24 protein-coding genes, 1 other RNA gene and 1 riboswitch are annotated in these 21,441 nt (G+C 65.0%); of the genes, 11 read left to right on the top strand and 14 right to left on the bottom strand.

What is annotated here, in order from left to right:
• Positions 1-7: 7 nt before the first annotated feature.
• Both BMW76_RS08010 and lgt read left to right on the top strand, forming a co-directional pair.
• Positions 8-961, top strand: a complete 954-nt coding sequence (locus BMW76_RS08010; protein ID WP_090864603.1) for a LysR family transcriptional regulator — start codon at positions 8-10, stop codon at positions 959-961.
• A gap of 113 nt (positions 962-1,074) precedes the next feature.
• Positions 1,075-1,980: a prolipoprotein diacylglyceryl transferase gene (gene lgt, locus BMW76_RS08005; RefSeq protein WP_090864602.1), complete on the top strand. Its 906-nt coding sequence runs from the start codon at positions 1,075-1,077 to the stop codon at positions 1,978-1,980.
• A 106-nt stretch (positions 1,981-2,086) separates the two neighbouring features.
• Here lgt and BMW76_RS08000 read toward each other — a convergent pair whose 3' ends face one another.
• From BMW76_RS08000 to BMW76_RS07980, 5 genes are all read right to left on the bottom strand, one after another.
• Positions 2,087-2,821 (bottom strand): SIMPL domain-containing protein, encoded by a 735-nt coding sequence (locus tag BMW76_RS08000; protein ID WP_090864601.1) that lies wholly within the window; start codon positions 2,819-2,821, stop codon positions 2,087-2,089.
• A 219-nt stretch (positions 2,822-3,040) separates the two neighbouring features.
• On the bottom strand, positions 3,041-3,511 hold the full coding sequence (locus BMW76_RS07995; RefSeq protein WP_090864600.1) for an EVE domain-containing protein: 471 nt from the start codon (positions 3,509-3,511) through the stop codon (positions 3,041-3,043).
• A 103-nt stretch (positions 3,512-3,614) separates the two neighbouring features.
• Positions 3,615-3,796: non-coding RNA, 6S RNA (gene ssrS, locus BMW76_RS07990), on the bottom strand.
• A gap of 63 nt (positions 3,797-3,859) precedes the next feature.
• Positions 3,860-4,174, bottom strand: a complete 315-nt coding sequence (locus BMW76_RS07985; RefSeq protein ID WP_090864599.1) for a cell division protein ZapA — start codon at positions 4,172-4,174, stop codon at positions 3,860-3,862.
• Complete coding sequence (locus BMW76_RS07980) at positions 4,171-4,536, bottom strand: ATPase (RefSeq protein ID WP_090864598.1); 366 nt, start codon at positions 4,534-4,536, stop codon at positions 4,171-4,173. Before BMW76_RS07980 ends, BMW76_RS07985 begins: the two co-directional genes overlap by 4 nt.
• A gap of 220 nt (positions 4,537-4,756) precedes the next feature.
• Positions 4,757-5,020, top strand: a riboswitch (cobalamin riboswitch).
• Between the two features lie 65 nt (positions 5,021-5,085).
• On the opposite strand from BMW76_RS07980, the gene BMW76_RS07975 reads away from it, so the two are divergent.
• The 6 genes from BMW76_RS07975 to cobC all read left to right on the top strand — a co-directional run bounded on the left by BMW76_RS07975 (position 5,086) and on the right by cobC (position 11,536).
• Positions 5,086-7,101: a TonB-dependent receptor domain-containing protein gene (locus tag BMW76_RS07975; protein ID WP_090864597.1), complete on the top strand. Its 2,016-nt coding sequence runs from the start codon at positions 5,086-5,088 to the stop codon at positions 7,099-7,101.
• 51 nt (positions 7,102-7,152) lie between these two features.
• Positions 7,153-8,157, top strand: a complete 1,005-nt coding sequence (locus BMW76_RS07970; protein WP_407668907.1) for a FecCD family ABC transporter permease — start codon at positions 7,153-7,155, stop codon at positions 8,155-8,157.
• Entirely contained in the window at positions 8,154-8,972 is an 819-nt protein-coding gene (locus BMW76_RS07965; protein WP_090864675.1) for an ABC transporter ATP-binding protein, read from the top strand. Before BMW76_RS07970 ends, BMW76_RS07965 begins: the two co-directional genes overlap by 4 nt.
• Positions 8,973-9,049: 77 nt before the next feature.
• Positions 9,050-10,114, top strand: coding sequence for a nicotinate-nucleotide--dimethylbenzimidazole phosphoribosyltransferase (gene cobT / locus BMW76_RS07960; protein ID WP_090864674.1), 1,065 nt, complete (start codon positions 9,050-9,052; stop codon positions 10,112-10,114).
• 97 nt (positions 10,115-10,211) lie between these two features.
• Positions 10,212-10,961, top strand: coding sequence for an adenosylcobinamide-GDP ribazoletransferase (locus BMW76_RS07955; protein ID WP_090864595.1), 750 nt, complete (start codon positions 10,212-10,214; stop codon positions 10,959-10,961).
• Entirely contained in the window at positions 10,946-11,536 is a 591-nt protein-coding gene (gene cobC / locus BMW76_RS07950) for an alpha-ribazole phosphatase (protein WP_090864594.1), read from the top strand. Before BMW76_RS07955 ends, cobC begins: the two co-directional genes overlap by 16 nt.
• A gap of 21 nt (positions 11,537-11,557) precedes the next feature.
• On the opposite strand, the gene BMW76_RS07945 is transcribed toward cobC, so the two are convergent.
• From BMW76_RS07945 to cobU, 4 genes are read right to left on the bottom strand one after another with little or no spacing between them, the layout of a single operon-like run.
• Complete coding sequence (locus tag BMW76_RS07945; RefSeq protein ID WP_090864593.1) at positions 11,558-12,484, bottom strand: cobalamin-binding protein; 927 nt, start codon at positions 12,482-12,484, stop codon at positions 11,558-11,560.
• A 14-nt stretch (positions 12,485-12,498) separates the two neighbouring features.
• Positions 12,499-13,500: a threonine-phosphate decarboxylase CobD gene (gene cobD / locus BMW76_RS07940; protein ID WP_090864592.1), complete on the bottom strand. Its 1,002-nt coding sequence runs from the start codon at positions 13,498-13,500 to the stop codon at positions 12,499-12,501.
• 3 nt (positions 13,501-13,503) lie between these two features.
• Positions 13,504-14,445 carry an adenosylcobinamide-phosphate synthase CbiB gene (gene cbiB / locus BMW76_RS07935; RefSeq protein WP_090864591.1) on the bottom strand — a complete coding sequence of 314 codons (942 nt, stop codon included), beginning with the start codon at positions 14,443-14,445 and terminating at the stop codon, positions 13,504-13,506.
• Positions 14,442-14,990, bottom strand: a complete 549-nt coding sequence (gene cobU / locus BMW76_RS07930) for a bifunctional adenosylcobinamide kinase/adenosylcobinamide-phosphate guanylyltransferase (protein WP_090864673.1) — start codon at positions 14,988-14,990, stop codon at positions 14,442-14,444. The genes cbiB and cobU overlap by 4 nt, the downstream gene beginning before the upstream one ends.
• 189 nt (positions 14,991-15,179) lie before the next feature.
• Here cobU and BMW76_RS07925 point away from each other — a divergent pair, with 189 nt between their 5' ends.
• On the top strand, positions 15,180-16,652 hold the full coding sequence (locus BMW76_RS07925; protein WP_090864672.1) for a cobyric acid synthase: 1,473 nt from the start codon (positions 15,180-15,182) through the stop codon (positions 16,650-16,652).
• Positions 16,653-16,775: 123 nt separating this feature from the next.
• Positions 16,776-17,210 (top strand): DoxX family protein, encoded by a 435-nt coding sequence (locus tag BMW76_RS07920; protein ID WP_090864590.1) that lies wholly within the window; start codon positions 16,776-16,778, stop codon positions 17,208-17,210.
• 98 nt (positions 17,211-17,308) lie between these two features.
• On the opposite strand, the gene BMW76_RS07915 is transcribed toward BMW76_RS07920, so the two are convergent.
• Entirely contained in the window at positions 17,309-17,728 is a 420-nt protein-coding gene (locus BMW76_RS07915) for a PaaI family thioesterase (RefSeq protein ID WP_090864589.1), read from the bottom strand.
• Between the two features lie 215 nt (positions 17,729-17,943).
• Between BMW76_RS07915 and BMW76_RS07910 the strand changes: the two genes are divergently transcribed.
• On the top strand, positions 17,944-18,603 hold the full coding sequence (locus tag BMW76_RS07910; protein WP_090864588.1) for a ParA family protein: 660 nt from the start codon (positions 17,944-17,946) through the stop codon (positions 18,601-18,603).
• 77 nt (positions 18,604-18,680) lie between these two features.
• Here BMW76_RS07910 and panD read toward each other — a convergent pair whose 3' ends face one another.
• From panD to BMW76_RS07890, 4 genes are all read right to left on the bottom strand, one after another.
• Positions 18,681-19,067, bottom strand: a complete 387-nt coding sequence (gene panD / locus BMW76_RS07905; RefSeq protein ID WP_087734416.1) for an aspartate 1-decarboxylase — start codon at positions 19,065-19,067, stop codon at positions 18,681-18,683.
• Between the two features lie 108 nt (positions 19,068-19,175).
• Positions 19,176-20,009, bottom strand: coding sequence for a pantoate--beta-alanine ligase (panC, locus tag BMW76_RS07900; protein ID WP_090864587.1), 834 nt, complete (start codon positions 20,007-20,009; stop codon positions 19,176-19,178).
• A 363-nt stretch (positions 20,010-20,372) separates the two neighbouring features.
• Complete coding sequence (locus BMW76_RS07895; protein WP_090864586.1) at positions 20,373-21,245, bottom strand: segregation and condensation protein A; 873 nt, start codon at positions 21,243-21,245, stop codon at positions 20,373-20,375.
• On the bottom strand, positions 21,246-21,431 hold the full coding sequence (locus BMW76_RS07890) for a DUF3460 family protein (protein ID WP_090864585.1): 186 nt from the start codon (positions 21,429-21,431) through the stop codon (positions 21,246-21,248).
• Positions 21,432-21,441 lie beyond the last annotated feature (10 nt).

Raw genomic sequence — 21,441 nt, 5'->3', positions numbered from 1 at the left:
TGTATCGATGAGCCTGCCCGCGATTCCCGATCTCCGCCAGTTGCGCTATTTCGTGACCGTCGCCGAAGAAAAGCACTTCGGGCGCGCGGCGGCGCGGCTGTCGATGACACAGCCGCCGCTGTCGCAGGCCATCCGCGCGCTCGAAGACACGCTGGGCGTCGAGCTGTTCGCGCGCACGAAGCGCTCCGTCGAGCTGACGCCCGTCGGCGCAGATCTGCTGCCCGAGGTGAGGCGCCTCCTTGCGGCCGCCGAAGGGCTGCGGCCGCTCGCGCAGAGTCTCGCGCGCGGCGAGGCGGGCGTGCTGTCGCTGGCGTTCGTGTCGACGGCCGACTACGGGCTCTTGCCGCCGCTGTTGCGCGAGTTCGGCGCGCGGCATCCGCGCGTGCGGCTCGAACTGCTCGAAGCGACGAGCGACGTGCAGATCGATGAACTGGTGGCGGCGCGCATCGACGCGGGTCTCGTGATCGGGCCGCTCCCGCCTCGCTACGCGGCGCAACTGTCGTGGTTGCCGCTTGCGCGCGAGCCGCTGGTGATCGCGATGTCGACGGAGATGGCGGCGCGCATCGAAGGCGATGCGCAAAGTGCCGCTGAATGGCGCGACAGGCCCTTGAGCCTCGCGCAAGCCGGCGACGCGCCACTCGTCGTTTTCCCAAGGCGTCTTGCGCCAGGCTTTTATGACATCATTATGGATTGCTACGGCGCGGCCGGTCTCACGCCGCGCATCGGCCAGGAAGCGATCCAGATGCAGACGATCGTAAGCCTCGTGTCGGCGGGGATGGGCGTCGCACTGGTGCCGCAATCGTTGCGTAACCTGCGGCGCACGGGCGTGGTGTATCGTCCGCTGCGCGAATCGGTGCCTGCCGTCGTCACGGGGCTCGTGTGGCGCACGGCGGAAGTGAGCCCCGTGCTGGCCGGTTTCATCGACATCGTGCGCGCGCATGCCGATGTACTCGCCGGCTAGCGGCTCGCATGTGCCGATGCGCTCGCCGGAGAGCACGGCGAAGCTGCTGCGAACCCTTTATCCCCGCGCGCGTCCAATGCGCTTGAATAACGACGAACCCCTATAACGATACGATGCACATCCACCCGAATTTCGACCCCATCGCCATCCATCTGGGGCCGCTGGCCGTCCGCTGGTACGGCCTGATGTATCTGGTCGCCTTCGTCATGGCGATCGTCGTGGGCCGCCTGCGGCTGCGTCTGCCGCATGTCGCCGCGCAAGGCTGGACTCCGAAGGATATCGACGACATGCTGTTCTACGGCGTGCTCGGCACGATCCTCGGCGGACGTCTCGGTTATGTGCTGTTCTACAAGGCGAGCTGGTACTTCGCGCATCCCCTCGACATCTTCAAGGTCTGGGAAGGCGGCATGTCGTTTCATGGCGGCTTTCTCGGCGTGACGCTCGCGATGGTGCTGTTCGCGTGGCAGCGCAAGCGCACGTGGCTTCAGGTGACGGACTTCGTCGCGCCGATGGTGCCGACGGGGCTGGCGGCAGGGCGCCTCGGCAATTTCATCAACGGCGAGTTGTGGGGCCGCGTGACGTCGCCGGATGCGCCTTGGGCGATGCTATTCCCGGGCGCGGCGAACGAAGACGCGGGCTGGATCGCCGCGCATCCGGCACAGGCCACGCAATGGCAACTCGCCGATGTGTTCGCGCAATATCACATGCTGCCGCGCCATCCGTCGCAGCTGTATGAGATCGCGCTCGAAGGCGTCGTGCTGTTCCTCGTGCTGTGGTTCTTCACGCGCAAGCCGCGTCCCGTCGGCGCGGCGTCGGCGGTGTTTCTGATCGGCTATGGTCTCGCGCGCTTCACGGTCGAGTTCGCGCGTGAGCCGGACGACTTCCTCGGGTTGCTAGCGCTCGGCCTGTCGATGGGCCAATGGCTGTCGCTGCCGATGATCATCGCCGGCATCCTGATGCTGCTGTGGGCGTATCGGCGCGACCGTCGCGACGCTGCGCAAGCCGTCAACGCGAGTTGAGCGTCGCGTCACGTTCGCGTCCGTTCAGGCGGACATGAAAAACGCCACGGCATGCCGTGGCGTTTTTCATATGCGCGGATCAAATGGCAAGTGCGCACGGTGCGCGTTACTTCATCTGCACCGATCCCGACACGTTGACCGTCACCGTCGACGTGCCGCCTTCGACGGGCACGGGCGCGGCGGCCTTCGCGCTGCCGCCATCCGCACGCATGCTCATCATCATCACCGGGCGCGGCGGCATGCCGCCGTGGCCGACGTTCACTTCGCGGATCGAATAGCCGCTGTAGCCGAACGCCTGCGCGGCAGCCGTGGCCTGCTGCCTGAACGATGCGATTGCCTGACCTGTCAACTTTTGCTCGGCGGCGCGCTGCGCTTCCGGCGACAGCGAGAACTGCACGTTGCCGACCTGCATGATCGACGACAGTTGCCCCGCGAGCTTCGACGCCGCCGCGAAGTCGTGCGACTCCAGCACGATCTCCGTGCGGCCGCGCCATGCGGAGATGCGCCCATCGCGGTCCGTCGACGGGTAGATCGAGAACGCCCCCGTGCGTGCCGTTACGCCCGCGACGCCTTTCGCCTTTTGCAGCGCCTGGTCGGCGTGCTGGTTCAGCGTGCCCGTCAAGGACGACGGATCGCTCGCTTCCTGTTCGTAAAACAGCGTGATATCGACGACGTCCTGCGGCACTTCGGCGCTTGATTGCGCGTTCAGTGACAGGACGCCCGCCGGCTGATATTGCTGCACGGCGGTTTGCGCGTTTGCGGCGGCGGGCGCGAGCACAAGTGCAAACGGTGCCGCGCATGCGCCGGCGAGCGCCCACACGAGCGCGGATTTTTTCGTCATTGTTCGACTCCTTCGTTGAGCAGGTTGTGCGCGCATGCATCGACGGCGCGGCTCACGTCGATCGTTCGACGCTCGCGCGTGGCATGGCGCTTGCGGGCGATTAGGCGTTTGAAAGGGCCATCTGGTTCCCCGAGTCCATTCGAGCATCGCTTCGAATGCGAGCGCGCCACCCGATGCCGCGCCGTTCAAACACAGACCCGGGTCCGGTGCCGACGAGCCTCACGCGGTTTGCTTCGCAAGCTGCTTCGTAATGAACGCCCACTCGGCTTCGGTGACGGGCGTGATCGACAGACGGTTGCCCTTCGCGAGCACGCGCATGTCGGCGAGTTCGGGATGCGCTCGCAACTCGGCAAGCGGAATCAACTGGATCTTCTTCTTGAACACGACGTCGACGAGCGTCCAGCGCGGCGTCTCTTGCGTCGATTTCGCGTCGTAATAATCGCTCTTCGGATCGAACTGGGTCGGATCGGGATAAGGCGTCGACGACACTTCGGCGATGCCCGCAATGCCGGGCTCCGGGCAGCTCGAATGATAGAAGAGCACGCCGTCGCCGATCTTCATGATGTCGCGCATGAAATTGCGCGCCTGATAGTTGCGGACGCCCGTCCAGGGCAGCGTGCGCTGCGGCGCCTTAGCGAGATCGTCGATGCTTGCTTCGTCCGGTTCGGACTTCATCAGCCAGTAGCGCATGAGTCGATTGAACGTGAAGAAGAGGGAAGGGTTTGCCGATCAGTTCCCGCACAGGCACGCGCACAAAGAAAAACGGCACCGGACAAAGTCCGATGCCGTTTGTTGGGTCCCCGCCATAGCCGCTAGGCCGGCATCCTGAACCTGAGGTTCAGAATTGGTCGCAGTTAGCAGCACTTCGGGTACATCAGACTGAGTGACGCGCACGCCCGTGCTACAAATTTCCGCAACCGTGCACATAGCATTGGTTCAAGGAATATATGACCTTGGCGAACCAGGCAGGGAAGCTGAAAAACGTTTGCTCTACAACATGGGCCTGATTGCCGATCAATCAAGCCCATCGCGATTCATTTACTGCACGCTGTACTGTTGAATAACAGTGCCCAGCTGCTCGTTCATCTGATGCATTGTACGCCGGATTTCCTCGGCGGGAAATGATTCTCCGTGACGCACGCTGGCTTGCAGCCTAAGCAGTTCCGATGCCAGCGACAACGCCGCCATCACGGCGATACGGTCCTGTCCGCGCACATTGCTGTTGGCACGGATCTTCGTCATCTCGGCGTCGACACGCGCCACCGCTTCGAGCAGTGCCGACTCCGTTTCCGGCGAGCAGGCGAGACGATAGGACTGGCCGAGGATCGACACTTCGATCTGCTTCGTGGTCATGCATTTTCTCCGTGGCGGGTCGCGTCGTTGTTCGCGTCGTGATTGGCCTGCGCCTGCTGTTCGGGCGCGAGGAGATCGAGTTGATTGTCGGGCTCGTTGTGACCACGCGCGCGCGGCAGCTTCTCGAGGATCGCGTTCAGACGCACCTGGGCGTCGTCGATCTTCGCGGACAGCGCATCGCGCTCCGCCTGCAGCGCGTTGCGTTCTTCACGGGCCTGTTCGAGTTCTGCGCGGGTGGATTCGCATTCGGCACGCGCTTGCGCGAGCTGTTCTTCTAGCGCGATGCGCGCCTCGTTATAGCGCTGGCTGATCTCGATCAGCCGGCCGATGTTCTGTGACAGTGTTTCGAGTTCGGTGAGCATGTGCTGCGTCCTCTAAAGACATGGCATTCTAGCGCGGAATGTCGCACGCTCGGACATTTGTCTCGTTTCGAGACGTAACAGTAACGCGTTAAAGCCGCATTATCCAGGTGTCCATCCGCATTTAACGCATTTTTACCCCTTTAAAAAGGGCTTTTTTAACGGTCCCCCTTTGGACATTCGTACGATGTCCCGCGTTTCTTGACGCGTTTGCTCACCACTTCTACACTTGCGGCACTTTGGTGCCCGCGCACGGTATCGCGCCGCGCGCAGTTAAACGGGAAGCAGGGAGCGAAGTCCTCCCGGACGAGCCAACCTGCGCTGTCCTCGCAACGGTACAACGACCGCAGTTCCTGCAGGTCGACCCATGCACGCGTCGAACCCTCTGTGTGTTCGAACGCCGTGCGAGAAGCCACTGCGCGTTGTGCGCGGGAAGGCGGGTCGGCACGTCGTCAGCCCGGATACCGGCCAGAGGCAAGAGGCGCGTCGCCCCTTGGACAGGCAACGGCCCACGAGGAGCGGGCCGCGCAATAGGCCCACAGGACTCTTTCGATGCTCACCCCGCTGTTCCCGCGCGTTGCGCGTGCGCCGTACGCTGCGCTTGCCGTACTTGCATACGCACTCTCATATGCGCCGTTCGCCGCTTGCGCGCAGACCGACGCGCAGTCTCAAACGCAGTCTCCAGATCATCATGCGGACTCATCCGCCATGACGACGGATCAACCGGACAGCGGCGCCGGGAAGCCTTCGTCGAAGCCCTCCGCAAAATCCTCTGCCTCGACCATTTCGACGGATGCTGGCGCCGATGCGCCGACGCTCTCGCCCATCGTGGTCACCGCGGAGCGCGGCGCGCAACGCCTCGCCGATGCCATTCCGCAGACCACGCTGTTCGACGCGCAGGACATCGCCGATACGACAGCACGCGATCTGCCCGGTCTGCTGCAGCTCGCGCCCGGCGCGCAGATCGTGCGCAACGGCGGTCCCGGCTCGACGTCGAGTCTCTTTCTGCGCGGCGCGTCGGCGACGCAATCGCTTGTGCTGATCGACGGCGTGCGCGTCGATTCGGTGAGCCAGGGCAGCGCGCAGCTCGAACAGATTCCGCTCGACCAGATCGATCATGTCGAAGTGGTTAACGGCAACGTGTCGGCGCTGTATGGCTCGGGCGCGATCGGCGGCGTCGTGCAGGTGTTCACGAAGGACGGCGGCAATCATCCGCCGCGCTTTCACTTCGAGCTCGAATACGGCAGCTATCACACACAGCGGCAAGCGGCAGGCGTGGACGGCGCGCTCGACAAGGACGGCAAGACCACCTTCAGCGTCACGCTCGCGCGCGCGAAGACGGATGGCTTCTCGTCGATCGATCCCACGCTCGCGCCCGTCAATCCGAACGCGAACGGCTACTTCAACGAGAGCGCGAGCGCGTCGCTGCGTCACCGGTTCAACGACCAATGGGACGTGGGTCTGCGCTATTTCCAGTCGAACGGCAACGACAGCTTCGACAATCCGTTCGGCCTGCCCACCGATCTGAACAATCTGCACAGCAAGGTGCAGACGGCGTCCGCGTTCGCGAACGGCAAGCTCACCGAGTGGTGGACGACGCACTTCATCGCCGCGACGGGCAACGATCGCAGCAACACGGCGCTCAACGGCGACTATCTGTACCGCTACGATTCGGACAACCGGCAGTACACATGGCAGAACGATTTGACGTTTGCGCGCGATCACAAGCTGCAGATCGGCTATGAGCATCTGGACCAGACGCTCGATTCGAATCAGTACACGGCGCCCGACCGTCACGTGAACTCGGTGTTCGCGGGCTACTCGGGGCGCCTGGGCAACAACCAGATACAGGCGAATGTGCGGCGCGACCAGTACTCGGATTTCGGCGGGGCCAACAGTTACTATCTCGGCTATGGCTACGACTTCGACGAGCACTGGAAGGCGACTGCAAGCTGGTCCGATGCGTTTCGCGCGCCGAGTTTCAACGACTTGTACTACCCGTTCAGCGGCAATCCGCTGATCCAGCCGGAGCGCAGTCATTCCGTCGAGGCGGCCTTGCAGTACGCATCGGATGCGTTGGGTCTGATGAAGCTCACCGCGTTCGAGACGCGCTACACGAACCTGATCGACTATGTGCAGACGACACCGGGCATCTACGTTGCAGAGAACGTCGGTCATGCGAAGGTGCAGGGCATCGAAGGATCGTGGGCGGGACATGTCGGCAGGACCGACGTGCGCGCGGCCGTGACGTTCCAGAATCCCGTCGACGAGGACACGCACACCGACCTGAACCGCCGCGCGCGTCACTTCGCATCGTTCGCCGCGAACCGCAATATCGGCAGCTGGCGCGTGGGCGGGGAATGGCTTCTGAGCGGCGAGCGCGTCGATGGCGGCACGCCGCTCGGCGGTTATGGCATCGTGAATCTGTCCGCGCGCTATCGGATCACGAAGGCATGGTATGTGGCTGCGCAGATCCAGAATCTCTTCGACAAGGACTATGAACTTGCCTACACGTACAACACGCCTCGGCGCGGCGCGTACATCACGCTTGGCTGGCAGCAGCAGTAACGCGCGATGAACGGCGCCGCGCAATCTCAGCGCATTCATGTCGCGCGAAGCATGAGCGCGAAGCGCGCGCTCGCGATCTGGACCGCGCTAGGCGTTGCCGCGATCGTCGTGTTCGTGGCGTCGCTCGCATTGGGCAGCGTGAGCGTCGCGCCGTTGCGCGTGTTCGCTGCATTGCTGCCGTCGCACGACGCAGCGGGCGATCTTGGTATCGAGATCGTTCGCACGCTGCGCCTGCCGCGCGCGCTCGCGGGCTTTGGATGCGGCGCGCTGCTCGCGCTCGCGGGCGCGTTGCTACAGGTGCTGTTACGCAATCCGCTCGCCGAGCCGTATGTGCTCGGCGTGTCGGGCGGCGCGGCGAGCTTCGCGCTCGTCGCGATGATCGCGGGCTGCGCATGGTGGATCGTCGATGTATCCGCTTTCGCCGGCGCGTTCGCGTCGATCCTGCTCGTGCTCGGCCTCGCGCGCGGCGCATTGTGGCGCGGCGAGCCGCAGGACGCGTCGCCGCGTCTTCTGCTGACGGGCGCCGTGATCGCAGCGGGGTGGGGCGCCATCATCACGCTGCTGCTGACCGTTGCACCCGACAATCGTTTGCGCGGCATGCTGTTCTGGCTCACCGGCGACCTGAACGGCGGCGGCATGCCGTGGCTCGCACTTGCCGCGTTGTGCGTGGCGTTGATCGCGATCGTGCCCGCCGCGCCGCAACTCAATGTGCTGCTGCGCGGCGATGCAGCGGCGCAGGCGCTCGGCGTGCCCGTGATGCGCGCGCGGCTGCGCGTGTATCTCGTCGCATCACTGGCGGCCGCGGCGGCCGTGACGACGGGTGGCACGATCGGCTTCGTCGGGCTCGTCGTGCCGCACATGCTGCGTCTCGCGTTCGGCAACGACCAGCGGATGCTGCTGCCCGCGTCCGCGCTCGGCGGCGGCGTCGCCGTGATGGGCGCCGATCTGGTCGCGCGCATCGTGATCGCGCCCGCGCAGTTGCCCGTCGGCGTGATTACGGCATTGACGGGCGTGCCCGTGTTTCTGTGGATGCTGCTGCGGCGGAGGCGCGCATGAACGCACGCGCCGCGATCGAACTCACGTTGTACGCCGACCGGCTGACGTTGCGCGCAGCCTCGCGCACGCTGCTCGACGATTTCACGCATACGTTCCATCCCGGCGAGGTCTGGTGCATCGCCGGGCCGAACGGCGCGGGCAAGACCACATTGATCTCGACGCTCGCCGGCCTGCTGCATCCGGCCAAAGGTCATGTCGAACTCGACGGCATGCGCGTGAACGAATGGCCGCTTGCGCGGCTCGCGCAGCGCCGCGCGCTGATGCCGCAAGCGTCGCACGATGCGTTCAGCGCGAGCGTGCTCGATATCGTGCTGCTGAACCGCTTTCCGCATCTGGCCGGCTGGGGCTGGGAGCGCGACGAAGACCACGCGGCTGCGCATGCGGCGCTCGATATACTCGGTCTCGCCGATTTCGCTTCGCGCGATGTGCTGTCGCTGTCGGGCGGCGAGCGCCAGCGCGTCGCACTCGCGGCCGTGCTGTGCCAGGACACGCCGTTGCTTCTGCTCGACGAGCCGCTCGCGCATCTGGACCTGCATCATCAGATCGATTGCCTCGAAGCATTGAATGCATGGACGCACGGCGCCGGGCGTACAGTGATGTTCTCGTGTCACGATCTGAATCTCGCGCGGCGTTTTGCGACGCATGCGCTGCTGCTCGAAGGCAATGGCGTCGCGCATGCGGGACCCGTGCGCGATGTGCTGACACCATCGCTCGCGAGCCGCGCATTCGGCTATCCACTCATGCTGATCCGCGACGGCGACGATGAAGCGCTGATACCGGCAACGCGTCCATCGGCTCGCACGGACCCTGCATGAACCGCGCTTTTACGCTGATACGTTATGCAGACACCTCATGCAGACACCTCATGCAGACACTTCACGCCGATACGAACATGACCACTTCACTGCCCGCTTTGTCCGACCTGCCAGTTATTGAGCCGCTTGATCAAACGCTGCGCGCCGGACTGCAACGCATCATCGATCTGAAGACCAAGCCGCCCGGCAGCCTCGGCCAGCTCGAAGCGCTCGCGTTGAAGATGGGCATGATCCAGCGCACGACACAGCCTGCGATCATGCGTCCCGCGATGATCGTCTTCGCCGCCGACCACGGCATCGCGAACGCGGGCGTGAGTCCCTACCCGCAAGCCGTGACGGCGCAGATGGTGCTGAACTTTCTCGCGGGCGGCGCGGCGATCAACGCGTTCAGCCGCGTCGCGGGCCTCGAACTCGAAGTGGTGAACGCAGGCGTCGCGTACGACTTCGCGCCGCATGAAAGACTCGTCGACATACCCATCGGCAAGGGCACGCGCAACTTCGCGCAAGAACCGGCGATGACGCGCGACGAAGCCCTCGCCGCGATGCACGCGGGCGCGGAGCGCGTGCGTCATCATGCGGCGCTCGGCACCAACGTGATCGGCTTCGGCGAGATGGGGATCGCGAACACGTCGTCGGCTGCGTGTTTGATGAGCCGGTTGTGCGGCATCGCCATCGACGAATGTGTCGGACGTGGCACGGGCCTCGACGATGCCGGCCTCGTGAAAAAGCGCAACGTGCTGGCGGCGGCGCTCGCGCATCACGCGGCGTCGAACGATCCGCTCGACGTGCTCGCGACGTTCGGCGGCTTCGAGATCGCGATGATGGCGGGCGCCTATCTCGCGGCGGCGCAAGCGCGCATGACGATCGTCGTCGACGGCTTTATCGCGTCGTCGGCGTTGCTGGTCGCCGATGCCTTCGCGCCCGCCGTGCGCGACTACTGCGTGTTCGCGCATGCGTCGAACGAGGCGGGGCACCGGCGCATGCTCGATCACTTCGGCGCCGCGCCGCTGCTCGCGCTCGATCTGCGTCTTGGCGAAGGCACGGGCGCGGCGCTGGCGATGCCGCTGCTGCGCGCGGCCGTCGCGTTCATCAACGAAATGGCGAGCTTCGAATCGGCGGGTGTCGCGCAACGCGACGCGTGATGCGTGATGCCGTGCGCGCTCATGCACAAGGGCGTCCGAATGAACCGTTACCGCGAAGGATGAACCGTGAAGAGCGAACCGCGAGCGACGACCAGCGATGAATGAACTGCGCTATTTCTTCACGGCGCTCGGCTACTTCACGCGCGTCCCCGTGCCGCGCTGGGTCGGCTACGAGCCGCATTATCTGAACGCGGCGGCGCGATACTTTCCGCTCGTCGGCGCGTTGGTCGGCGCGGCGGGCGCGGTCGTGTACATGGCTGCGCTGCGCATCTTTCCGGCGGGCGTGGCCGTACTGCTTTCAATGGCGACGACGCTGCTCGTCACAGGTGCATTTCACGAAGACGGACTGGCCGATTGTGTCGATGCGTTCGGCGGCGCTTATACGCGCGAAGATACGCTGCGCATCATGCACGACTCGCGCATCGGCGCATTCGGCGCGATTGCGCTCACGATCGCGCTCGCGCTGAAGTGGCAAACGCTCGCGTCATTGCCGCCGCTGCGCGCAGCGTGGCTGATGATCGCGGCGCATGCGGCAAGCCGCGCATGCGCGATCAGCTATCTTGTCACGCTCGATTACGTGCGCGCGGAAGGCAAGGCGAAACCCGTCGCGCAGCGCATGTCCCGCAATGCTTTTTGCTGCGCTATCGTAGTAGGAATGCCGTGGCTCTTCTGGCCGCAATGGCAGGCCGGTTGCATCACGCTGCTCGTGCTGGTCGTGTTGCGTCTTGCATTGGGCCGTTATTTTGTCAGGCGCATCGGCGGATATACGGGTGACTGTCTGGGCTTCGCCCAGCAGGTCTTCGAACTGGCCATCTACCTGGTGGGGCTCGCATGGATATCGTTCTGATCCGTCACCCGGCTGTCGACGTCGAAGAAGGCGTCTGCTACGGCCATAGCGACGTGGCGCTCGCCGATGCGCCGGAAGCATCGGCCGCTGCGCTGGCCGTGCGTCTCGCGACCTTGCAGGTGCCCGCGCCGCGCGTGCTGCTGTCGAGTCCGCTTACGCGCTGTGCATCGGTAGCCGCCGCGCTCGCCGCGAACTTCGGCTGTACGTATAGCCGCGACGACAGCCTGAAGGAAATGGACTTCGGCACGTGGGAGCTACAGCGCTGGAACGATATCGATCGCGCGTTGATCGACGCATGGGCGAACGACTTCGAAGGCGCGCGTGCGCACGGCGGCGAAAGCGTCGATCAGTTCGTGAGCCGCGTGCGCGCATGGTTCGACGCGCTCCAGCAGACGCGCGAACTGTCGCCTGCCTATGTCGTCACGCATGCGGGCGTGATGCGCGTGATCGCGGCGACGGTGCTCGGGCTGACCGTAGAGCGCTGCCTGAAATGGTCGCTCGACATGTCAGGCTGCGTCTGGCTGCGTCGCGACGACGTCACACACGACTGGTCGATGGTGCGCTGGAACGCCTGACGTTCTGCTTTGGGTTTTGCTTCAGTGATTCGGCCGGCGCGAGCGCGCGATATCGAGGTCTTTGCACAGTTGCGCCGCGCCTTGCGCGAGACGCGGGGCAGGCCGGTTGATCAGATCGCCGTCGATTGCAAAGAGGTTGTTGCGCGCGACGGCCGTCATGCCCCGCCACGCTTTCCATCTGTCGAGCGAAGGCAGCGGCCGATCGGGTTTCGTCTCGCCCGGCGCGGCCGTGACGATGACTTCCGGATTTGCGGCCAGCACGGCTTCCGTCGAGACCGTCGGCACCAGCGGTTCGAGCTTCGCGAATACATTGCGGCCGCCGCATAGCGCGATCACGTCGCTGATCATGTGCTCGCCGTTGAGCGTCATCAGCGGCTCGTCCCATACCTGATAGAACACGCTGACACCCGGCTGCGTCGAATAGCGTGCGCGCAGGCTGGCGATGTCGTCGCGCCAGGTGCGCGCTGCCGTATCGGCGGCTTGCGATGTGCCGAGCAACTGGCCGAGCTTCGTCAACGTAACGGCGATATCGTCGAGACGATGCGGCTCGCTGAAATAGAGGGGGATATGCATTTCGCGCAGGCGGTCGATCTGACGCTGCGCATTGCCATGCCGCCATACGACGATCAGATCCGGCTTCAATGCGACGATGCGTTCGAGATCGAGCGACTTGTTGTCGCCGACGCGGGGCAGTTGCTTCGCTTCAGGCGGATAGTCGCTATAGCTCACCGCGCCGACGAGCTTTGCGCCGCCGCCCGCTGCGTAGATCATCTCGGTCACATGCGGCGCGAGGCTGATCACGCGTTGCGCGGGTTGCACAAGCGTGACGGGCGCGCCGGTGTCGTCGGTGACGGTGACCGGTGTGCTTGCGTTCGCGTTCCCATATAGCAGCATTGAAGCGAGCGCGGATGCTGCGCTGAGGGCGCGGAATCGTCGGGCTGGTTGCATCGATTTGATCGTTTTTATAGCGCTGCCATGCTCGTCCGAAGGCTCGCTTCGAAGCGCTGCCATTGCGCTTCCGTTGCGGGCAATCCAAAGCGCACGCTCGCGGGATCAGCAAAGAACCGCGTCCATACGCCTTGTTGCGCGAGCGCATGATGCAATTGAGCGGCGCGCGGATCGGCGATCCATGCGAAGAGCAGTGTCGCATGCACGTCGAACCCGTTTGCGTCGAGAAGCGCAACGAGACGCGCGCTGTCTTGCGCGAGCCGTTCGCGCATCGCGTGTTGCCATGCCGTATCGGCGAATGCGGCGCTCACGGCATGTCGCGCAGGACCGCTGACGGTCCATGCACCCAACGCTTCGTCGAGCGCTTCGAGCAGGTGAGGGCAGCCGAGCACGAAACCCGCGCGCACGCCGGCAAGACCGAAGAACTTGCCCGGCGAGCGCAGCACGACAAGTCCTTCGCGATCGGTGCAAGCAGCAAGCGATTGCGCGGGCATCGAATCGGCAAAGGCTTCATCGACGATCAGCGTGCCGCCGCGTGCACGCAACGCTTCATGCCATTGCAACAGCAGCGAAGCGCTCAGATGCTCGGCTGTCGGGTTGTTCGGATTCACGACGACGGCATGCGTGATGTCATCGGGCAACGTCGAACGCGCGATGTCGAGCGTCGTCACGTGATGCCCCGCGCGCGCGAACGCGGGCGCGTATTCGCCGTACGTCAACGGCGCAATGCCGACAGTGCCGCGCTCGAGCACGAGCGGCAGCATGCGGATCGCCGCCTGACTTCCCGCGACGGGCAGCACATGCGATGCATCGGGCGCGCCGTAGTAATGCGCCGCGCGCTCGGCGAAGCCATCGCCGCTATCGGGCAGACGCCGCCATGCATCGGCGGGAACGGGCGGCACCGGGTAGCCATGCGGATTGATGCCCGTCGACAGATCGAGCCAGGCGTCATAGGGGATTGCGTAACGGCGTGCCGCTTCGTGCAGGTTGCCGCCGTGCTGAACGGATCGCGTCATTGTCTAGCCCTGAAACGGCACGCTCAAAAGCGCGAGCGCGATGAAGACGGCGAGCCAGAGAATGACGGTCCGCTCGACCAGCATCAGCGCCGCCTCGACATGCCGTGCGCTCGCCGTAGCTCCCGCGCCGAGCAAGGGCCGCTGTTCTATCACGCCGTGATACACGGCCGCGCCGCCCAGCAGCACGTTGAGGCTGCCGGCGCCGGAGGCCATCACGGGCCCCGCGTTCGGACTGTCCCAGCGCGGCGCCTGTTCGCGCCAGCATTGCAGCGCGGTGCGCGTGTCGCCGAGCAACGCGTAACTGAATGCGGTGAGGCGCGCGGGCAGCCAGTTCAGCACATCGTCGAAACGCGCGGCCGCCCAGCCGAAGCGCAGATAGCGCGGCGTCCGATAACCCCACATCGCATCGAGCGTGTTCGCGAGACGAAACGCGAGCGCGCCCGGTCCGCCGAAAATCGCGAACCAGAAGAGCGCGCCGAAGATCGCGTCGTTGCCGTTTTCCAGCGCCGATTCGACGGCTGCGCGCGACAGCGCGCCTTCGTCCGCGTGCGACGTTTCGCGAGAGACGATGCGCGATGTCAGCACGCGCGCCTGCGCGAGATCGCGTTGCGCGAGTGCCCGGCCGATGGGCGCGATGTGATCGTGCAGGCTGCGCGCGCCGAGCGCGAAGTAAAGCAGCGCGACGTGCACCGCGCACGCCAATGCAAATGGCAGCGCGAGCACGAGCCACGTCGCGACGAGAACGGGCGGCACGACGGCCAGCAGCCACGCGAGAATGCCGAGCAGCCGGCCGCGCCGCCCCGTGTTGAGCGCGGCTTCGAGTTTCGCCGCGAGCTTGCCGAAGCCGACGAGCGGATGCGCGCGGCGCGGTTCGCCGAACCATCGGTCGATGGCCACGGATGCCATCGCCAGCGTCGCGACGAGAGGCAATGACAGCAGCATCATGAGCGGTCCACCGTTTTCAGATGCAGAGGCAGGCCCGCGACCATCATCGTGACCTGCGTGCTGATCGCGGCGACGCGCTGATTGAGCCGTCCCAGCTCGTCGACGTAAAGACGCGTCGCCGCGCCGAGCGGCACGACGCCGAGCCCGATCTCGTTGCTGACGACGATGACCTTCGCGCGCGCCTGCGTGAGCGCTTCTTCGAGCATCGCGAACCGCGCGAGGTAATCGTCGAGCGGCGGCGAGCCGTCGGCGGGGCACAGCAGGTTCGCGAGCCACAGCGTCAGACAGTCGATCAGCACGCACTGTCCCTGCTCATCGACGGACGCGAGCGCTTGCGGCAAGTCGAGCGGCGCTTCGAGCAGCGCCCAGTGCGCAGGCCGCCGCTCGCGATGGCGCGCGACGCGCGCGGCGAACTCGTCGTCGCCGATCCGCGCGGTCGCGACGTAGGTGACGGGCAGCGTGCTCGCGGTCGCGAGCCGTTCGGCGTGCAGGCTCTTGCCCGAGCGCGCGCCGCCGAGGACGAAGGTGAGGTCGCGGGAAATCATCGCGTGATTGTACCGACAGTGCCCGCATGTGCTGTGACGCAAGCCCGCGCTCGCAAGCACGATGGGATAATGCGGGCTTTCCTTCTTCCGACTGCGCACATGGCCACCGTGTCCGCTTTTTCTTCCGCTTCGACTGAAGCGTCCGATGTGCACCTCGATGAGCAATTGAGCGTGCCGCGTGGCACGCTGATGATCCAGGGCACGACGTCCGACGCGGGCAAGAGCACGCTCGTCGCCGGCCTGTGTCGTCTCGCGCGGCGCGCGGGCGTGCGGGTCGCGCCGTTCAAGCCGCAGAACATGGCGCTCAATAGCGCAGTGACCGTCGACGGCGGCGAGATCGGCCGTGCGCAGGCGTTGCAGGCCGTGGCCGCGGGCATCGACGCGCACACCGATCTGAACCCGGTGCTGCTCAAGCCGACGAGCGACCGCGGCGCGCAGGTGATCATCCACGGCAAGGCGCGCATGAATCTCGATGCGCGCGCATATCACGACTACAAGCCCGTCGCGTTCGAAGCGGTGCTGGAGTCGTATGCGCGGCTGAAGGCGTCGTATGACACGATCTTCGTCGAAGGCGCGGGCAGTCCCGCCGAAATCAATCTGCGTGAGCGCGACATCGCGAACATGGGCTTTGCGGAAACCGTCGATTGTCCCGTCGTGCTCGTCGCCGACATCGATCGCGGCGGCGTGTTCGCCCATCTGACGGGCACGCTCGCCTGCCTGTCCGGCAGTGAGCAGGCGCGCGTGCGCGGCTTCGTCATCAACCGCTTTCGCGGTGATGTCGGCTTGCTGAAGCCGGGGCTCGAATGGCTCGAAGCGAAGACGGGCAAGCCCGTGCTCGGCGTCGTGCCGTATCTGCACGGCCTCACGCTCGATGCCGAAGACATGCTTCCGCGCGAGCTGCGCGCGACGCACACAGGCGACGCCGCGCAGACCTTGCGCGTCGTCGTGCCCGCGCTGCCGCACATCAGCAATCACACCGATTTCGATGCGCTGCGCGCGCATCCGCAAATCGACTTTCACTACGTGCGCGCGGGCAGCGCGCCGCCGCCCGCCGATCTGATCATCTTGCCGGGCTCGAAGAACGTGCAGGGCGATCTGGGGTTTCTGCGCGCGCAGGGCTGGGATGCCGTGTTGGAGCGCCATCTGCGTTACGGCGGGCGCGTGATCGGCATTTGCGGCGGCATGCAGATGCTCGGGCGCGAAGTCGCGGACCCGCATGGCGTCGAAGGGCCCCCCGCGACGGTCGCCGGACTCGGCTGGCTCGACTTTTCGACGACGCTCACGCGCGACAAGACGCTCAGGAACGTGACGGGACGCCTCGCCGCGTTCGATGTCACCGATGCCGCCGACATCGCCGGCTACGAGATTCACATGGGCGAGACGCAAGGCCCCGCGCTCGACGCGCCCGCGCTGCTGCTCGACGATGTGGACGGCCGCTCGCGTCCCGACGGCGCCCGTTCCGCCGACAGCCAGATTCTCGCGACTTACGTGCACGGTCTCTTCGACACGCCCGCCGCGTGCGCGTCGCTGCTCGCCTGGGCGGGGCTTGCGAACGCCGAACCCATCGACTATCCGGCGTTGCGCGAGGCGTCGCTGGAGCGGCTCGCCGACACGCTCGCTGCGCACCTCGACCTGAAACGTCTGTGGGCGGCTGTCGGTTGATTCGTTCTCGACGCGAATTAATCTAAGCCGGAAAGACGGTTTTTCCGATGCATCGGTTCGAATAAAGTCCGTTCCAGCGACGGCGCAACCTGCGCCGTCAAACCATCATCACAAGGAACCGATATGAACCCGACCGCGAGCAATAAAGCCGATCTCGCCGCCACGATCCTGCGCGTCGCGCTGGGCGTGCTGTATCTCGCGCACAGCCTGCAGAAGATCTTTGTTTTCACGCTGCCGGGCGCGGCGCAATTCTTCGTGTCGATCGGTTTTCCGGGCTGGCTCGCCTACGTGACGACGTTCGTCGAACTGTTCGGCGGGATCGCATTGCTGCTCGGCGTGCAGGTCCGCTGGGTCGCGCTCGTGCTGCTGCCGTTCATGCTCGGTGCGCTGTCCGTCCATCTGCCGAACGGCTGGGGCTTCGCGTCGCCGCACGGCGGCTGGGAGTATCCGGCGTTCTGGGCCGTCACGCTCGTCGTGCAGTCGCTGCTCGGCAATGGTCTTTTTGCTGTCGGCGGCGCGAAGGCGGAGTCGCTCGGGCAGGCGCGCAAGCCCGCCTGATGCGGTGATCCGGGGCCGGCGCGCTGCCGGCTTCCCAACGAAAAACGGCACGCGGGCGTGAGCCTCGTGCCGTTTTTGTCGTTGATGGCTGGTGGCGCTCAGTAGAGCACCATTTGCGTACACCGGAACAGAGCCATTGTCCTGCCGTTCGGATCAGTCACCGTCGCGTCCCATACCTGGGTGCTGCGTCCCAGATGCACGCCTTTCGCGACCGCGCGGATCGTCCCCTCCGTCGATGTGCCGAGGAAGTTGCTCTTTAGTTCGATCGTCGTGAAATTGCGCGCATTGTCGGGCAGATGCGCGAGGCACGCGTAGCCGCACGCGGTATCGGCGAGACCGATCACGGTCGCCGCGTGAAGGAAGCCGTTCGGCGCGAGAAGCTCGCTGTGCACGGTCAGCTCGGCCGTCAACGTGCCTTCGGCGAGGTCGATCACGCGCACGCCCAGCAAGCCAGGCAACGAGCCTTTCTGGCGTTCGTGAAGCCCGTCGATCGTGTAATCGCTGCGCAGTTTGCTCATAATCCTGGTACTCTCGAAAAAAAGGGAGGGAAGCGTCCCTCAGGTGCGTAGGGACTTCGACGCGACGGATTTTGCCGATATTATCAACGGCTGGAATAATCGGCCCACGCCATGCCGAAACGCCCAAGCCGTATCAAAGGGCCGTGGCGCGGGGGCGGGCCGGAAGTCGAGCGGCAAACCGGCTGGCAGCGCCAGCCATCTTCCCGGGAGAATTCATGACGGTGATCGTGGTGGCGAATCCAAAAGGCGGTGTGGGCAAGAGCACACTGTCGACCAATCTGGCTGGCTATTTCGCGGCTGAGGGCCAATGGGTCGCGCTCGCGGATCTCGACCGGCAGCAGTCCGCGCATGCGTGGCTCGATCTGCGCCCTGAAGCGCTGCCCGCCATCGAGACGTGGCACGTCGATCCGGACTCGCCTGCCAAGCCGCCCAAGGGTCTGGAGCAGGCCGTCGTCGATACGCCCGCCGGGCTGCACGGCAACCGGCTGAACGTGGCGCTGTCGCTCGCGGACAAGGTGATCGTGCCGCTGCAGCCGTCGATCTTCGACATTCTCGCGACCAAAGAATTTCTCGAGCGGCTCGCGAAGGAAAAGGCGGTGCGCAAAGGCGCGATCGAAATCGGCGTGGTCGGCATGCGCGTGGATGCGCGCACGAAGTCGGCGGACCAGCTGCATCGCTTCGTCGAGGGACTGGACCTGCCCGTGCTCGGCTATCTGCGCGATACACAGAACTACGTGCAACTGGCGGCGCACGGCCTGACGCTGTGGGATGTCGCGAAAAGCCGCGTCGAGAAGGACCTGGAGCAGTGGGAGTCGATCACCGCGTGGCTCAACGGCAAGGGCTCGGGCGGAAAGGGGAGCGGGAAGAAAGGCTGAAGGCGGCTTTTCGATCCGATAGCCGCTTCGGCCTTCGTTGCCACCTTTGTTGCCAGCGACCGTCGCTGGCGATCAGATCAGGTCCAGCTTTGCGTCGGCACGTGATCGCGGCTGCCCTTGATCACGTTGTTTTCGTCGACGAACACGAGATTGGGCTTCCAGCCCGCCTTCAGCTCTTCTTCGTCGACGTTCGCGAACGCCGCGATGATCACGAGATCGCCCAGTTGCGCGCGCCGCGCGGCCGAGCCGTTCAGCGAAATCATCCCGCTGCCGCGCTCGCCCTTGATCGCATACGTCGAAAAGCGCTCGCCGTTGTTGATGTTCCAGATGTCGATGCGCTCGTTCTCGACGATGTTCGCGGCTTCCAGCAGGTTTTCGTCGATCGCGCACGAGCCTTCGTAGTGCAGCTCGCAGTGCGTGACCACCGCGCGGTGAATCTTCGACTTCAGCATGTTGCGTTGCATGGCTAATCCTTTGGCGTTGCTACTGCTTTGGCAGCGTCGGGCCGCGTTTGGCCCGCGTTGGGCCTCGTCCAGGCGCGAATTGGCGCCGTGCCGGCGCCGCGGTTGAGTTCAGATTTCGAGGTTATCGATCAGTCGCGTCACGCCGAGCTTCGCGGCGGCGAGCACGACGAGCGGCGCGTCCAGTTCGTGCGCGGCAGGCGCGATCAGGTTCGAGCGCTTGCGGATCGCGATGTAGTCCGGCTTCCAGCCGCGCGCGGCGAGCGACGCCATCGCCTCCTGTTCCAGCCTGGCGAAATCGCGGCTGCCCGACAGCACGGCTTCGCGCACGCGCCCGAGCGTGGCCGCGAGCATCGGCGCTTCGACGCGTTCGGCTTCGCTCAGATAGCGGTTGCGCGAGCTGAGCGCGAGGCCGTCGGTGTCGCGCACGGTTTCGGCGGCGATGATGTCGGTGGGCAGCGCGAACTGCTCGGTCATCGCGCGCACGATCATCAGTTGCTGATAGTCCTTCTTGCCAAACACGGCGACGCGCGGCTGCACGCACGACATCAGCTTCATCACGACCGTGCAGACGCCCGTGAAGAAGCCGGGCCGGAACTCGCCTTCGAGGATATCGCCCAGGTCGTGCGGCGGATGCACGCGGTATTCCTGCGGCTGCGGATACATGTCCCGTTCCGTCGGCGCGAACAGCACGTAGACGTTTTCCTTCTGCAGCTTCTCGATGTCCGCTTCGAGCGTGCGCGGATACTTGTCGAAGTCTTCGTTCGGGCCGAATTGCAGGCGGTTCACGAAGATGCTCGCCACGACCGGGTCGCCGTGCTGGCGCGCGAGGCGCATCAGCGACAGATGCCCTTCGTGCAGGTTGCCCATCGTCGGCACGAAGGCGGTGCGGTTCTGGCCGCGCAACTGGTCGCGCAATTCCTGGATCGAGCTGATGACTTTCATGATCGGGCGGTGTTGTGAGCCATTCGAGCCGCTAACGGCGGTTGGATGGCTCGCGGTTGTCTCGTTTGCGCGAAATGTCGCGCGCTTTCGTGATATCCACGCAGAGCCGGCTGGGCCGGCTTTGAAGCCTTCAAAGCGCGGGATTGTAGTGGATTTGTTGTTGTGGTGCACCAGATCCGGGCGGGGGGTAAACGCCTGGCCTGGCGCCGGGTCTGGCACCTGATCTCGCCCCTGGTTTTGGGGCCGCAGCCGCTGCCGGGAGCGCGTCTGTTGGAGCGCCCGGAAGGCCCTGCTGCGAGTTCGCGGACGGCTACGACGGGAGTATGACGCAACGATCGTTCTCCGCGCCGACGTCGCCGTCTGTCAGGCCGGCAGGTAAGCCAGCCGCACGTAAATCGGCGCGAACGGCTCGGCCTGCGTGATCTCGATCAACGATTCACGCGACAGCTCGAGCATCGCGATAAAGTTCACGACGACGACGGGTACGCCGCGCGTCGTGTCGAACAATTCCGAAAACTCCATGAAGCGCGCATTCTGCAGCTTGCGCAGGATCACGCTCATGTGCTCGCGCACGGACAGCTCCTCGCGCGAAATCTTGTGATGCTGCACGAGCTTGGCACGCTTGATCACGTCGGCCCACGCGGCGCGCAGGTCGTCCGTGTTCACGTCCGGGAAGCGCGGCGTGATGCTCTGCTCGATGTACACCTCGGCGCGCAGGAAGTCGCGGCCGAGCTGCGGCAACTGGTCGAGGCGCTGCGCCGCGAGCTTCATCTGCTCGTATTCGAGCAGGCGGCGCACCAGTTCGGCGCGCGGGTCTTCCGCTTCCTCGCCCGTGTCGGCCTTCTTCACGGGCAGCAGCATGCGCGACTTGATCTCGATCAGCATCGCCGCCATCAGCAGATATTCGGACGCGAGTTCGAGATTGGTCTTGCGCAGCTGTTCGACATAGCCGAGATACTGGGCCGTCACTTCGGCCATCGGAATGTCCAGCACGTTGAAGTTCTGCTTGCGGATCAGGTACAGCAGCAGATCCAGCGGGCCTTCGAAGGTCTCGAGAAAGACTTCGAGGGCGTCCGGCGGGATGTACAGGTCCTGCGGCAGCTTGAAGAGCGGCTCGCCGTACAGGCGAGCGAAAGCGATGCCGTCGACGGTGTCGGGCGTCGAATCGGTAGCGGGCGTGGCGAGCGCTGCGTCGGACTTTTCCGTCGCGGCACGGGCCTCGTCGGCGGTGGTCACTTAGAAGTTCTGGTAGTAGACGTACGGCGTCTGCTTCACGCGCGCAGCCTGATTGGACGCGCGTTCGTCGAGGTCGATCGGCTGCTTGTCCCACAGGAGCGCGCGGCCGCGACGCTGCTCTTCCTCCAGAGTGGGCTTTTGCTGCTTCAGTTGGTTCAGGAACTGCGTGATATCCGATTGATACATGGCTCGACGT

Origin of the sequence: Paraburkholderia diazotrophica, assembly GCF_900108945.1 — a bacterium.
GTDB classification, from domain to species: Bacteria; Pseudomonadota; Gammaproteobacteria; order Burkholderiales; family Burkholderiaceae; genus Paraburkholderia; species Paraburkholderia diazotrophica.
Note: the sequence above shows the minus strand (reverse complement) of the source record. Positions and strands in the feature narration are given on the sequence as shown.